13 protein-coding genes are annotated in these 13,318 nt (G+C 61.2%); 2 read left to right on the top strand and 11 right to left on the bottom strand.

The window, feature by feature from the left end:
* Positions 1-76 precede the first annotated feature (76 nt).
* The 7 genes from AB4Y32_RS21290 to ehuA all read right to left on the bottom strand — a co-directional run bounded on the left by AB4Y32_RS21290 (position 77) and on the right by ehuA (position 5,861).
* Positions 77-682, bottom strand: coding sequence for an FAD-dependent monooxygenase (locus AB4Y32_RS21290; protein ID WP_368723239.1), 606 nt, complete (start codon positions 680-682; stop codon positions 77-79).
* Positions 600-1,622 (bottom strand): IclR family transcriptional regulator, encoded by a 1,023-nt coding sequence (locus AB4Y32_RS21285; RefSeq protein WP_368723238.1) that lies wholly within the window; start codon positions 1,620-1,622, stop codon positions 600-602. Before AB4Y32_RS21285 ends, AB4Y32_RS21290 begins: the two co-directional genes overlap by 83 nt.
* A 220-nt stretch (positions 1,623-1,842) precedes the next feature.
* The gene (eutA, locus tag AB4Y32_RS21280; RefSeq protein WP_368723237.1) at positions 1,843-2,634 is read right to left on the bottom strand and encodes an ectoine utilization protein EutA; all 792 of its coding nucleotides are present in this window, start codon (positions 2,632-2,634) and stop codon (positions 1,843-1,845) included.
* Between the two features lie 3 nt (positions 2,635-2,637).
* Positions 2,638-3,297: an ectoine/hydroxyectoine ABC transporter permease subunit EhuD gene (gene ehuD, locus AB4Y32_RS21275; RefSeq protein WP_368723236.1), complete on the bottom strand. Its 660-nt coding sequence runs from the start codon at positions 3,295-3,297 to the stop codon at positions 2,638-2,640.
* A gap of 4 nt (positions 3,298-3,301) precedes the next feature.
* Complete coding sequence (gene ehuC / locus AB4Y32_RS21270; RefSeq protein ID WP_368723235.1) at positions 3,302-3,961, bottom strand: ectoine/hydroxyectoine ABC transporter permease subunit EhuC; 660 nt, start codon at positions 3,959-3,961, stop codon at positions 3,302-3,304.
* 73 nt (positions 3,962-4,034) lie between these two features.
* Positions 4,035-4,877 (bottom strand): ectoine/hydroxyectoine ABC transporter substrate-binding protein EhuB, encoded by an 843-nt coding sequence (gene ehuB, locus AB4Y32_RS21265; protein ID WP_368723234.1) that lies wholly within the window; start codon positions 4,875-4,877, stop codon positions 4,035-4,037.
* Positions 4,878-4,958: 81 nt separating this feature from the next.
* Complete coding sequence (ehuA, locus tag AB4Y32_RS21260; RefSeq protein WP_368723233.1) at positions 4,959-5,861, bottom strand: ectoine/hydroxyectoine ABC transporter ATP-binding protein EhuA; 903 nt, start codon at positions 5,859-5,861, stop codon at positions 4,959-4,961.
* A gap of 406 nt (positions 5,862-6,267) precedes the next feature.
* On the opposite strand from ehuA, the gene doeA reads away from it, so the two are divergent.
* Positions 6,268-7,497, top strand: coding sequence for an ectoine hydrolase DoeA (doeA, locus tag AB4Y32_RS21255; RefSeq protein ID WP_368723232.1), 1,230 nt, complete (start codon positions 6,268-6,270; stop codon positions 7,495-7,497).
* Between the two features lie 64 nt (positions 7,498-7,561).
* Entirely contained in the window at positions 7,562-8,656 is a 1,095-nt protein-coding gene (locus tag AB4Y32_RS21250; RefSeq protein ID WP_368723231.1) for an alcohol dehydrogenase family protein, read from the top strand.
* Positions 8,657-8,720: 64 nt separating this feature from the next.
* Here the strand turns inward: AB4Y32_RS21250 and AB4Y32_RS21245 are convergent, their stop codons facing one another.
* The 4 genes from AB4Y32_RS21245 to AB4Y32_RS21230 all read right to left on the bottom strand — a co-directional run bounded on the left by AB4Y32_RS21245 (position 8,721) and on the right by AB4Y32_RS21230 (position 13,300).
* Positions 8,721-9,662, bottom strand: a complete 942-nt coding sequence (locus AB4Y32_RS21245; RefSeq protein ID WP_368723230.1) for an ABC transporter substrate-binding protein — start codon at positions 9,660-9,662, stop codon at positions 8,721-8,723.
* Positions 9,663-9,752: 90 nt separating this feature from the next.
* Positions 9,753-10,781 carry an ABC transporter permease gene (locus AB4Y32_RS21240; RefSeq protein ID WP_368723229.1) on the bottom strand — a complete coding sequence of 343 codons (1,029 nt, stop codon included), beginning with the start codon at positions 10,779-10,781 and terminating at the stop codon, positions 9,753-9,755.
* 19 nt (positions 10,782-10,800) lie between these two features.
* Positions 10,801-12,312 (bottom strand): sugar ABC transporter ATP-binding protein, encoded by a 1,512-nt coding sequence (locus AB4Y32_RS21235; RefSeq protein WP_368723228.1) that lies wholly within the window; start codon positions 12,310-12,312, stop codon positions 10,801-10,803.
* A gap of 226 nt (positions 12,313-12,538) precedes the next feature.
* Positions 12,539-13,300 carry a GntR family transcriptional regulator gene (locus AB4Y32_RS21230; protein ID WP_368723227.1) on the bottom strand — a complete coding sequence of 254 codons (762 nt, stop codon included), beginning with the start codon at positions 13,298-13,300 and terminating at the stop codon, positions 12,539-12,541.
* Positions 13,301-13,318 lie beyond the last annotated feature (18 nt).

The following is a 13,318-nucleotide window of genomic DNA, read 5'->3' as shown; positions in this document are numbered from 1 at the left end:
TTTCAACCATCCGGTTGAAATATGACGATTCGCGACGAGGATTCCGACCCGCGCGCGCTCCCGAAGCACTCAGCGCTCACGCACTCATCGCCTGCAGCCGTGGAAAGGCTAATGCAAGCAATGCGTGCAGATCGGCGGCATCTCGCGCGACACCGTGGACGTAACGGTCCGGTCTCACAAGAATGGCGACAACACCCGTCTCGGCCAGCCACTCGCGCAAGGCAGGCGCGCCATCCGTCACCAGAGCGACGTTCGCGAACTTCGCTACCTCATCGAGTTCCGGACGCGCCGCAAGTGTCTCGGGACTGAGCACGAGCGCGTGTCGATAGCCGACGGCGTCATCGAACAGGCGCTCGTCCGACAGGCGCGGCTGCCGCGCGATACTTCCCGCAATCGGCTGCTCATTTTCGCAGTGTGCGCCTGGCCCGAGTCTCGGTTGAGGCGTGACGAAGTTGCGAAACGCGGGCGGCACTCCATCATTCGTTGCGCCGGCTGCTTCAGCCTTCGACTGGATCACGGCGCCGAGCTTCACGGCCGTTTCGATGAACTCGCGCACATGCGGCGAGCGTTCCGATTCATACGTATCGAGCAGGCCGTCATCATCTTCGCCGCGAATGACAGACGCGAGTTTGCACGCCAGATTGCTCGCGTCGCGAATCCCTGCCGCCATGCCTTGTCCCATGAACGGCGGCGTCTGATGCGCGGCATCGCCTGCCAGCAGCAATCGGCCGTTGCGTCAGCCGTTGGCGACGACGGAGTGAAACGTGTAGACAGCGGAACGCTCCAGCATCGCATTGGCCGGCGTGATCCAGCGCGAAAGCTTGTCCCAAAGCCACTCGGGCGTTTGCAGCCTGGCGATGTCGTCGGATGGCATGACCATCAATTCCCAGCGCCGCCGGTTCCTGGGCCCGCGCGCGTACGTTGCGGGACGCTTCGGGTCGCAATACTGGATCGAATGATCGCCGAGATCCGGGCGTTCCGTTTTCAGGTGATTCCGAAACCCGAGCAGATCTTCCTTCGATGACGGACCGCGCGCGCGAAGACGCGCGCGCCGCCGCTTCCTTCACTGCTTCGACGAGCCGATCGAAGTTCAACAGCTCGAGGCGGTGGCTCGGCACGACGAGTGCGAGCGCGCCCACGGCTTCGCCCGAATCGTCGGTGAAAAGCGGAGAGGCGATCGCCGACACGCCCTCATCCAGTTCGCCGTTCGACAGGTAGTAGCCCGCGCGCCTTATTTTCAGCAGGTTGGAACGGAAGTCTTCCAGCGAGTCGCCCAATCCGCTCGATGAGATCTCTGCGGTGTACTCGTTGAATAGTGCGGCAAGCTTGGCCTTCGGAAAGGTCGAGAGTATGGCCTTGGGTGCCGCGCCCAGAAAAAGCGGCCGTGGGCGGCCGCGGCCATATCGCAGATCGAGCGTTGCATCGTGTGTTTCACGATGCGTGTCGACCAGTTCATTGACATACCAGCGCGACATCACCACATCGAATCCCGAGCGATCGGCCATCTCGCGCATCACAGGTTGCCCTGCCTTCAACAGCGGGTCCGAAACGCGCAGGTGATAGTCGAGCGTGATGATCCGCGGGCCGAGCCCATAATCGCCGCCCGCAAAGCGCAACAGCATGCCCGACTCGACAAGCTCGCGCACATACCGGTACGCAGTGGGTATCGAACAATCCAGTTGAGCGGCGATCTGTTCAGCCGAAAGAAGCGGCTGTGACTCGGAAAAACAACTCGAGGATGGACAAGAGTTTGGCGATGCTCGACATCGAAGGCCGGTCTTGGATCGGTTGGCCCATTATACCGGCGCGAACTTTATCGCTGGCCGACGCCTCGTCGTGATGTCATGCCTCCAGTAGCGCGTCCGCAGCAGGAAGCGGCCACATCATCAGTTCCCCAAGGCGTGGCTTAGGTTCGTTGTCGCCGCAAAGGCGCAGACACATCCACGCAGTCGCGAGATTGCTGCTCACGACAGGCTTGCCGAGCGACGCCTCGATTCGTCCGACGACGGCCGCTGCCCGCACCGCCGTGCAAGAAATAAAAAGCGCGTCCGACTCCGGTGCCATTGCATTGCGCGCAATCGCAACGATGTCGTCGTGCGAAATACGCGCCATTTCGCGGTCGTCGGTCAGACCGATGCACGTGAAGCGGTCGATCACGAAGCCTTTAGCTGCAAAGTACTCGGCCATCGGCTGACTGGTCTCGACGGTATAAGGCGTCAGCACGCTGATGCGCTGCGCGCCGATCGTTCTCAGCGCGGTCACGGCGGCCATCGTTGGCGTGACGATATGTGCGTCGGGTTTCGCCGCGCGAATCGCCCGCTCGATCTCCTCGTCCCCGATCATCACGGAAGCCGACGTGCACGAGTACATCACCACGTCGAGCGGTTCGTCAGGCAGGATCAGCGCTGCGCCCGCAGTGAGCGAAGGCTGCATCGCGCGCAGGTTGTCTGGCGTCACCGGGTTCGCGTATGGCACGCGATTCGTGTAGATGCCGATCCGCTCATTCGCGACGAGCCTTGCGAAATCGGGCTCCGTCGTGTGATCGGTTGCGAGGATCACAAGGCCGATGCGCTTGTCGATAGCGCGTGCGTCCAGTTGCGGGACTGCATTCAGCGGATGAATGACGATTGCCATCGGTCAATGCCCCAGAGCGGGAAAGCGTTTTTCGAGCAGTCTCACGCCGACCACGGCCACAAGACTGATGCACAGAAAAAGCACGCCGACCAGCGTCATCGGCTCGAGGTAGCGGTAGTCCGTGTTCGCGATGATCTTCGCTTCGTTCATCAGTTCGAGCACGGTGATCGCCGACAGCAACGGCGTCTCCTTGAACATCGAAATCAGATAGTTCGCGAGCGCGGGCAACATCGGCGGAACCGCTTCGGGCAGGATCACGTGCTGCCACATCTGCTGCGCGTTCAGGTTGCATGCCTTGGCGGCTTCCCACTGCCCACGGGGCACGTTTTCGATGCCCGTCCGATACACCTCCGCCGCGTAAGTCGCGTAGTGCACGCCGAGCACGAGCACGCCCGCCGCGAGAGCGGGCATACGGATGCCGATATCCGGCAGCACATAGAACACGAAATACAGTTGCACGAGCAACGGCGTGCCGCGAATGAAGCTCACCACGGCCGTCGTCGTGCGCGACACCGCCCGGTTCGGCGCAAGGCGCAGGATCGCGAACACCATGCCGATCACGGCTGCAACGATCGCGCCGAGCAAAGTCGCGAGCACCGTGATCTCCAGCCCCCGCAACAGGATCGGTAGAATCCCGAGTGCGAAACTCCAGTCCCATTCCATGCCGTTATCTCCTCATCCCGTCGAGACCGAAGGTCATCCGGCGTTCGAGCTTGCGCATGCCGAACGAAATCAGGCACGCCAAGGCGAAGTAGAGCGCGAGAATCGTCGCGAACGGTATCAGCGTATTGCCCGTTTGCGAGCGCACCACCTGCGCCTGGAATGTCATGTCGCCGAGCGATATCAGCGACACGACTGCCGTGCCCTTGAGCAATTCGATTGCGTTGTTGCCGAAGGTCGGCAGCATCAACGGCAACGCTTGCGGCAGGATCACATGACGCATGCGCTGATAGACGGACAGGTTCAACGCAATGCACGCGCTGCGCTGTTCCTGGCCGACCGCGACGATCGCGCCGCGCACCACTTCCGCGCCGTACGCACCCACGTTGAGGCCGAGTGCGAGCACGCCTGCCTGCAGCGGCGTGAGCGTGAGCCCAACCATCGGCAAGACGAAATAAGCCCAGAACAACTGGACGAATACCGATGTGCCGCGAAAGAACTCGATATACGTGGTGGCAAGGGCGCGTACCGCTGCGAATGGCGACAGGCGGCCGAGGCCTGCGACGAACGCCATCACGAGCGCAAGCACCGCTCCCATCAACGTGAGTTCGACGGTCGCTACGGCGCCCTTCATGATCAGCGTCAGATAGCCGGACCAGTGGTTCATAAGCGCACCTCGAAGGCAGCTAAGCGACTGGCTAGCGCACGAGTGAATCGCGCACTAGCCGGTCTGTACAGACTCAGTTCGACGCCGAGCACAGCTTGTCGCGACTCGTCGACATCGCCGCCTTTGCCGAAAAACCGTATGGCTCGACGATCTTCGCGAACTCGCCGGATGCCTTGATCTTTTTCAACTCGACGTCGAACGCATCGCGCAGCGCCGTGTCCTGCTTGCGGAACGCCACGCCGTCGCATTGCACCGGCGTGCCTTGCACGGGCGCGATCGACTCCAGACTGGCGTCCTTTGCTTTCGAGAGCAGATCGCTGATCGAGAGCAACGGAAGCGCGAACGCGTCGATGCGGCCGTCCTGGAGCATCTTCAGCCCGCTCTGTCCGTCCGGCACGATGACGACACGGTCCGTCGGAATATGAGCGGCCGTCGCCAGTTTCTGTTCGGTGGTGCCGCCCTCGACGCCGATCACCGCCTTCGGGTCTTTGGCGATTTCATCGTAGGTCTTGATGCTCTTGGTGTTGCCCTTCTTGACGGCGAACGCCTCCACTGCGCAGAGCACCGGTTCCGAGTACGCGACGGCCGCGCAGCGCTGCGGCGTCATGAAGAGGCCGGCCGCAATCGCGTCATGCCGTCCGACTGCGAGGCCCGGAATCATCGCACCATACTCGGAAACCGACGCGACGACATCGTTGACGCCGAGCTTCTTGAAGACCGCGCGCGCGACGTCGGGCGCAGCGCCCGTTACCTTGCCGTCGGCGCCGACTGCCGTGAACGGCGGTTCGTTGGCAATGGCGATGCGCGCAAAGCCCTGCTCCTTGAGTTGGGTCAGCTTGTCCTCTGCATTGGCTGCGGAGCAGGCCAGAGTTAGCACCGACAACGTCCCCGTGATCAGAATCGCCTTCAGCTTCATGGTTTTTGGCTCCTAAGGCCTGGTGGTGTGCGTGGTGTACGTAGTGGTCTTGCAATAAGCGCAATAAGCGATGCGGGTCGATCAGATCCTGTGACCGGCGGCGATGATCTTGCGCAGGAACGCCTGAGTCCGCTCATGTTCCGGATGTCTGAATATGTCCTCGGGCTTGCCTTCTTCGACGATCCTGCCTCGATCGAAAAACAGCACGCGGTCCGCGAAATCGTGCGCGAAGCCCATTTCGTGCGTGACGAGCAGCATCGTCATGTCGGTTTCCCGCGCGAGCCTTTGCATCACATTGAGTACTTCCTCGACGAGCTCCGGGTCGAGCGCCGAAGTGACTTCATCGAAAAGCATGATCTTGGGTGCGAGCGCGAGCGCCCGCGCAATTGCGACACGTTGCTTCTGTCCGCCGGAGAGTTGCGCGGGCCGGCTCTTCGCCTTGTCGGCCATGCCGACCATGTCGAGCAGTTCCAGCGCGCGCTTTTCAGCCGACTCGCGGCTCTCGCCTTTCGTCAGGATCGGTGCGAGCGTCACGTTGTCGAGCACGCTCTTGTGCGGAAACAGATTGAAGTGCTGAAAAACCATTCCGATCTTCTCGCGCATCTTCTGCAAATGACGCTCGTTCGCAGGGACCATCTGGCCGCCGCGCTGCATGTGGAAGAGTTGTTCGCCATCCACTTCGATATGGCCGCCATCGATCGTTTCGAGTGTCATCAGGATGCGAAGAATGGTGGTCTTCCCTGATCCCGATGGACCGATCAACGCGAGCTTCTCGCCCGGCATCACGTTGAGCGAAAGCTCGTCGAGCACGGTCAGCGCGCCATAGCGCTTCGTGATGCGATCGATCCTGATAAGCGGCCTGGTGGCCGGCGTCTTCTCGCGAATGGAAGAGGCGTCACCAGCGGCGGCCTGCACATCCGGCGAAAGAGTCTCCTGGGCAATTCCTGAAGCGCTTGGCATTGGGGTCACTCGCGCGGTTTTCATATTGATCAGGGTTCCGTTCATCCCGCCTGCGCAGCGTGAGTGCGTGTTGCGGCAGTGCAGGAAGAGCGACTATGCGAACCAGCATACAAAGCCATATTAGTGATCCGATTGCTCTAGAACAATTCTTTCCGAGCCGCAAAAAGCCGGATACGCCTTGGTGCAAAGGGCAATGCGGAAGGGCGGACACTCGCATCAGGGACAACACCTATAAGCGCATCGCTATGCAATTCATCAACGATGCAACGAGCCATCGCGTCCTGGTTCGACCCATCGACGAAGATTGAACTAGCACATTGGGAGCCTGTTTTTCGCGGCATTAGACTGCGGCGAGCAATACCTGTTGGCGCCTCATTTAGGTGCATGGGACGCCACTTTTGCGATGAGTTCGTGCCTGGAGAAAAGAACGATGTCAGATACAACGAAACAGGACCCGCCTGCCAAGGGACCATCGGTTCGCCTGCCTTTCGATCGCGCCGAATACGACGCACGCATCGCGAAGACACGCAAGGCGATGGAGAAGGCGCAGATCGATCTGCTGATCGTCACCGACCCGACCAACATGGCGTGGCTCACCGGCTACGACGGCTGGTCGTTCTACGTGCATCAATGCGTGCTGCTCGCGCTCGACGGCGAGCCCGTCTGGTACGGCCGTGGACAGGACGCGAACGGCGCGCTGCGCACCGTGTTCATGAAGCGCGAGAACATCATCGGCTATCCCGATCACTACGTGCAGTCCACCGAGCGTCACCCGATGGACTATCTCTCGCGTGAAGTGATCGAGGCGCGCGGCTGGCAGTCGCGCCGCATTGGCGTCGAGATGGACAACTACTATTTCAGCGCCGCGGCCTATGCATCGTTGCAGCGCAATCTGCCGAATGCGACGTGGCGCGATGCGACGGCACTCGTCAACTGGCAGCGTGCCATCAAGTCGCCGCGCGAGATCGAGTACATGCGCATTGCCGCGCGCATCGTCGAGAAGATGCACGCGCGTATCGTCGAGCGGATCGAGCCGGGCATGCGCAAGAGCGATCTCGTCGCCGACATCTATTCGGCGGGGATCACGGGCATCGAAGGCTACGGCGGCGACTATCCCGCGATCGTGCCGCTGCTGCCCACAGGCGCCGATGCCGCCGCGCCGCACCTGACGTGGGACGACTCGCCATTCGAAAAGAACGCCGGCACGTTCTTCGAAATCGCCGGCTGCTTCAAGCGTTATCACTGCCCGCAGTCGCGCACCGTGTATCTGGGCAAGCCGCCGCAGCATTTCATCGATGCGGAAAAGGCCGTGGTCGAAGGCATCGAAATGGGGCTGGCGGCTGCGAAGCCGGGCAATACCTGTGAAGACATCGCGAATGCGTTCTTTGCGGTGCTGCGCAAATCGGGCATCGAGAAGAACAGCCGCTGCGGCTATCCGATCGGCGCGAGCTATCCGCCGGACTGGGGCGAGCGCACGATGAGCCTGCGTCCCGGGGACAAGACGGTCCTCGAACCCGGCATGACGTTCCACTTCATGCCGGGCCTGTGGCTCGACGACTGGGGACTCGAAATCACGGAGAGCATCCTGATTACCGAGTCGGGTGTCGAGCCCTTCTGCAACACGCCGCGTAAGCTGTTCATCAAGCCAATAAGGTCGTAGCCCGGATGCCGGCGCGCTTGCGGCTCATTTGCGCCGCGCATCCGTCAACGCCAGGAGGAGAACCATGCTTCCAAAGACAATGAAGGCGATCGTGCTCACCGCTCACGGCGGACTCGACAAGCTGGTCTATCGCGACGACGTGCCCGTTCCCGCCTGCAACGCGGGCGAAGTGCTGCTCGAAGTCACGGCATGCGGGTTGAACAATACCGACGTATGGGTTCGCCAGGGCGCGTATGGCACGGACGACGATCCGCAGGCCGTCTCCACCTGGCGGCGCGGCCGCTCGACGCTGACGTTCCCGCGCATTCAGGGCGCAGACATCGTCGGCCGGGTGGTTGCGGTTGGAAGCGGAGTCAGCGACGCGCGCATCGGAGAACGTGTGATCGTCGACGCGTCGATCTACAACCGCGACGACGACAGCCTCGCCGATATCGACTACATCGGTCACGGCCGCGACGGCGGCTACGCCGAATACACGGCGGTTCCCGCGGAGAACGCGCATCGCGTCGACTCGCAATACACCGATGCAGAACTCGCTACGTTCTGGTGTGCATACCACACTGGCGAACAGATGATCGAGCGGGCCGCGGTCAAGCGCGGCGAAACGGTGCTGATTACGGGCGCTTCAGGCGGCGTCGGCTCCGGCATCATTCAACTATGCCGCGCGCGCGGAGCGATTCCCTATGCCGTCGTCAGCAAGGGCAAGGAGGAGGCCGTGCTCAAGCTCGGTGCAGAAGGCGTGATGCTTCGCGACACCGACGACTTCGCTGCCGACGTCGCACGAATGACAGGCGGCCGGCCCATCGATGTAGTGGCCGATCTCGTCGGCGGTGCGCTGTTCGGAAAGCTGCTGAACGTGCTGCGCCCGGAAGGACGCTACACCACGGCGGGCGCGATCGCCGGGCCCGTCGTGCAACTCGACTTGCGCACGATGTATCTGAAGCAGCTTCAGCTGAACGGCTCTTCGCAAGGCACGCGCAGCGCGTTCAAACGCGTGCTCGACTATATCGAGGCGGGCACGATCAAGCCGATTCTGGCCGCGACCTGGCCTCTGTCGCAGTTTCATGAAGCACAAACGCAGTTCATGTCAAAGCGCTTCGTCGGCAACATCGTCGTGATTCCGGACAGGCACTACGCAAAGCCGCGTCATAACGCGTAACCGTCGAAAAAAAGAGGAAGGGCCGCAGCCCTTCCTCTTTCTCAGAACGCACTACGGGCGCGCGTCAGTCATACAGCACTGCGGAGATCTTCGGGTCGTTCATATTGCTCTTGTCGTACCAGTAGTACCCCGTGTCGACTTTCTTCGGCAGCTTCTCGCCTTTCAACGCCTTCACCGCCGAGTCGACGACGCATTTGCCGATACCGATCGGGTTCTGCGTGATTGCGCCCGCCATCAGGCCCGACGTGATGTCCTCTTTTTGCTCCTTGCCCGAGTCGTAGCCGATCAGCACGAGTTTCTTGCCCGATTCCTTGACGCCGATTGCCGCGCCTTCCGCCGAGCCTTCGTTCGCGCCGAAAATGCCTTTGATATTCGGATTGGCCTGAATCATCGCCTTGGCGATTTCCGCCGACTTCAAGTGGTCGCCGCCGCCGTACTGAACCGAGACGATCTTGATGCCCGGATGCTTCGTCTTCATCTCGTTGAGAAAGCCGTCGCGTCGATCGATGCCCGTGCGGCTCGTCTGATCGTGCACGATCACGCCGACCTCGCCCGAGTTGCCGATCATCTCGGCCATCTTGTCGGCGGCGAGCGCGGCGGCCGCAAGATTGTCGGTCGCGCAGGTCGTCAACGGGATGTTGCTGTCGACGCCCGAGTCGAATGCGATGACGGGGATCTTGCTCGACTGCGCGCGCTTGAGCAGCGGAATGGCCGCCTTGCTGTCGAGCGCGGCAATGCCGAGCGCCTGAGGCTTCTTCGCGAGCGCGGCCGAAAGCATGTCGATCTGCTTGTCGACCATCGCTTCCGTTTCCGGACCCTCGAAGGTGATCCTGACGTTCTGCTCCTTCGCAGCCTGTTCCGCGCCGGATTTCACGGCTTGCCAGAACTGGTGCTGAAAGCCCTTCGAGATGAGCGGAATATACGGCTCGTCCGCATACGCAAGACTGGTCGCGCCAGCGAGCGCACCGACACCGATCGCGATACTGATGAGTCTTCTTTTCAACATGGGGTTTCTCCTCCTAAGGTAGGCCATCAAACCTCCAGCCGTTGAGGGAGCCTTTGCGTGCTCCCCTTCTTGATCTTGTCCCGTACTGTGTCAGCCGCCCTTCTTGCGTCGCAGGATATCAGCGTAGACCGCGAGAATGATAATGAGCCCCGTCACTACGATCTGCCATTCCTGCGCAACGGACATGATGCGCAGCCCGTTGGTCAGCACGCTCATGATAAATGCACCGATGATCGTGCCCAGTATCGTGCCCGAGCCGCCGCTAAGAGAAGTGCCGCCGATGACGACGGCGGCGATCGCTTCGAGCTCGTAGCCCTGGCCCAGCGCCGGCTGCGCCGAGTTCAGGCGCGACGCAATGAGCAGTCCGGCGACGCCGCAAATCGCGCCGCCGACGCCGTAGATCGCGATCTTCCAGCGGTCCACGTTCACGCCGGAAAGCCGCACGGCCTCTTCATTGCTGCCAAGCGCGAACGTATAGCGGCCAAGCGCCGTGCGATTGAGCGCGATCGAACTTGCGATCGCAAGAGCGAAGAGGATCAGCACTGCATTCGGCACGGGCACGCTGGGCAGGAAATAGCCGATCAGCGAGTCCTGCGAGATCATGTAGAAGTTCTCGGTGTCGGTGAAATAGATTGGCTGGTCGGAGGACACGACAAGCGAAAGTCCTTTCAGCAGCAGCATCATGCCGAGCGTCGCAATGAATGGCGGGATCTTCATTTTCGCCGTCAGCGTGCCCGATACGGTTCCGCAGACCGCACCCGTTGCAATTGCAGCGACCACGCCGATCCACATCGGCAAATGCCAGTACGTGAGAAACACGCCGCAAATGACGGCGGTAAAGGTCATCAACGTGCCGACGGACAGATCGATGCCCCCTGTGATGATGACGAACGTGCTGGCGATCGCCAGCACGCCGTTGACGGCCGTCGCCTGCAAAATGCCGAGGATGTTGTCCATCTGCATGAATGCGGGCGAAGCGAAGCTGAAGAAGATCAGCAACAGGATCAGGCTCGTGAAGGCGAGCAGCTTTTGCAAAGCAGTCGGTGAAAAGACACGGGCTCTCAGACCCGACATTCGTCTTTCGTTGGACAGCGCTGCAGTATCCGATGGCTGTGTCATGTACTTGACCTCTTGAGGATCAGGCTACTTTCAGGGTTTCGCGCAGCGTCGCGAGATGCATGATGCGCTCTTGCGTCGCTTCGCTCGCGGACAGTTCGCCCGTGATGCGGCCTTCGCACATCACCACGATGCGGTCGCTCATGCGCAGGATTTCCGGCAATTCCGACGAGATCATCACAATCGCCTTGCCTTGCTCGGCAAGCGAGCGCAGCAGCTTGTAGATTTCGCTCTTGGCGCCGACGTCGATGCCGCGCGTCGGTTCGTCGAAGAAGAGCACGTCGCAGTCCCGTTCGAGCCATTTCGCAATCACGATCTTCTGCTGGTTGCCGCCAGAAAGAAGCCGCACAGGCTGTGTCGGCGAAGGTGTGCGGATCGCAAGCAGACTGATGAAGCGGGATGCTGCCTTGCGCATCTGCGCGCGGCGAAGGAAAAAGTTGAAGGACAGAAACTTGCCGAGGTCGGACATCACGATGTTCGATTCGACGTCCATCCCCGTTGCGAGGCCGAAGCGCTTGCGGTCCTCCGACAGATAGCCGATGCCGCGCGCCACCGCGTCGCTTGGCCTTTTGATCACCGCCTTTACACCGTTCACGACGATCTCGCCGGCTTCGATGGGATCGGCGCCGAACACCGCGCGCGCGACCTCGGTGCGGCCCGCGCCCATCAGGCCGGCAAAGCCCAATATCTCGCCTTTGCGAAGCGTGAAGCTCACGTCCTTGACGAGCGGGCCTGCGTTCAGGTGTCTCACTTCGAGCGCGATATCGCCCTTCTTCGTGGTCCCGTGCGTCGGCGTCACGTCGGCCAGCGTGCGTCCCACCATCATGCCGATGATCGCCTGGACGCTGGTGTCGGCCGTGGCCACCGTCGCAACATATTCGCCATCGCGCAGCACCGTGACGCGATCGGAAATCTGCTTCAGCTCATCCATCTTGTGCGAGATGTAGATGATTCCCACACCTCTGTCCTTCAACTGGCGGATGATGCGAAAGAGTTCGGCGATCTCGGCGTCGTTAAGCGCGGAAGTGGGCTCGTCCATGATCAGCACGCGCGAATCGAAGGACAATGCTTTCGCGATCTCGACCATCTGCTGACTCGCGACTGTCAGCGTGCCGACCACGGTGCGCGGATCGAGCCGCACGTGCATACGCGCGAGAATATCGGCTGCTTGCGCATTGAGCCTGTCTTCGTCGAGGAACAGGCCGAGCCGCCCACGCGGCTCGCGTCCGATGAAAATGTTCTGCGCAACGGTCAGATGATTCATCAGTTGCAGTTCCTGATGAATGATGCCGATGCCCACGGCCTGCGCCTCGCGCGGCCACGTGAACTCGACGGGCTTGCCGTCATAGAGAATCTCGCCCGAATCGCGCGTATAGACGCCCGCGAGAATTTTCATCAGCGTCGACTTGCCGGCGCCGTTCTCGCCCATTAGCGCATGGACTTCGCCCGCCATGAGTTCGAACTGAACTTCATGAAGCGCCCTTACACCCGGAAAGCTCTTGCTAAGCTTGTTGACGGAAATGAGCGGTGTCATCGCGCGAACCTGCCGACAAATGGCTGACGACCACGGGCTCCGGCGCGACGGCCAATGGCCTCGTCGCGGGAAGCGGACGGGAGAAGCGCTGGTCGTCGTTGTCTTTCAGGACCGGAAACAAAACGAAAAGCCAGACACATTACCGGGACCCCCTTGATCCCATGCAGCGAGCTTTGGCGCTGCATAAAAGTCGTTCAGGTGCACGGATTCATCATCGTGTGAGTCGTTACGGCCCGAAAAGATCCGGCCTTTCCTTCGCGGACCGGCGCAGCTCCGCAACCACCTGATCGAGATGACCGTGCATCGCTTTCGCCGCCGCGTCGGCCTTTCCGCTGCGAATCGCTTCGAAGATGATCTCGTGCTCCTCGAGCGTATGCACAAGCCGCTCGGGACTCGCGAGCAATTGCCTCGCGCGATCGAGTGCATTGCGCGACACCGCGACGATTTCCTTCACTCGCGGCAAATTGACGGCGTCGAGCAGAACTTCGTGAAAAGCCAGATCGAGTACATGAAACGCGAGACGTTCGCCACTTTTGACTGCTGTGCGCTGCTCGTCGAGATTGATTGCCAGTGCATCGAGTGTCGCCTTGTCGTGCATCAGCGCGACGCCGCGCACGGTCTCGACTTCGAGCGCGCTACGGATGAACAGATGCTGACGGATGTCGTCGAGCGCGATCGGCTTGACGCGCGTGCCGCGCTGCGGAAGCACTTCGACGAGGCCCGCATGCGCGAGCCTTGCCAACGCAGCGGAAACCGGAAAGCGCGATACGCCCATCCGTTCGCAGACCGCCATCTTGTCGATCATCATCCCCGGTTCCAGCACCAGCGTCACGATCGCTTCTCTCAGCGCCTGTTCGACTGCGTCGGTCAGGCTGCCCCGCTCGCCGCCCCTGATCTTCGGCAATGCGTCATACGGATTGCTGACGGCACTCGCTGCATCGGATGAAGAGCTCACGGCGCGCTTGATTTCCTTAAGACATGCTAGCATGCTAGGAAGTGAATGAAG

The organism is Paraburkholderia phymatum (assembly GCF_040965635.1).
Taxonomy (GTDB): domain Bacteria; phylum Pseudomonadota; class Gammaproteobacteria; order Burkholderiales; family Burkholderiaceae; genus Paraburkholderia; species Paraburkholderia phymatum_B.
This window is presented reverse-complemented; position numbering and strand designations above follow the sequence as displayed.

Coding starts and splice junctions, on each gene's coding strand:
- AB4Y32_RS21290 (WP_368723239.1), bottom strand. CDS start 682: ATGGGACAAGGCATGGCGGCAGGGATTCGCGACGCGAGCAATCTGGCG.
- AB4Y32_RS21285 (WP_368723238.1), bottom strand. CDS start 1,622: ATGCTGTTGCGCTTTGCGGGCGGCGATTATGGGCTCGGCCCGCGGATC.
- eutA (WP_368723237.1), bottom strand. CDS start 2,634: ATGGCAATCGTCATTCATCCGCTGAATGCAGTCCCGCAACTGGACGCA.
- ehuD (WP_368723236.1), bottom strand. CDS start 3,297: ATGGAATGGGACTGGAGTTTCGCACTCGGGATTCTACCGATCCTGTTG.
- ehuC (WP_368723235.1), bottom strand. CDS start 3,961: ATGAACCACTGGTCCGGCTATCTGACGCTGATCATGAAGGGCGCCGTA.
- ehuB (WP_368723234.1), bottom strand. CDS start 4,877: ATGAAGCTGAAGGCGATTCTGATCACGGGGACGTTGTCGGTGCTAACT.
- ehuA (WP_368723233.1), bottom strand. CDS start 5,861: ATGAAAACCGCGCGAGTGACCCCAATGCCAAGCGCTTCAGGAATTGCC.
- doeA (WP_368723232.1), top strand. CDS start 6,268: ATGTCAGATACAACGAAACAGGACCCGCCTGCCAAGGGACCATCGGTT.
- AB4Y32_RS21250 (WP_368723231.1), top strand. CDS start 7,562: ATGCTTCCAAAGACAATGAAGGCGATCGTGCTCACCGCTCACGGCGGA.
- AB4Y32_RS21245 (WP_368723230.1), bottom strand. CDS start 9,662: ATGTTGAAAAGAAGACTCATCAGTATCGCGATCGGTGTCGGTGCGCTC.
- AB4Y32_RS21240 (WP_368723229.1), bottom strand. CDS start 10,781: ATGACACAGCCATCGGATACTGCAGCGCTGTCCAACGAAAGACGAATG.
- AB4Y32_RS21235 (WP_368723228.1), bottom strand. CDS start 12,312: ATGACACCGCTCATTTCCGTCAACAAGCTTAGCAAGAGCTTTCCGGGT.
- AB4Y32_RS21230 (WP_368723227.1), bottom strand. CDS start 13,300: ATGCTAGCATGTCTTAAGGAAATCAAGCGCGCCGTGAGCTCTTCATCC.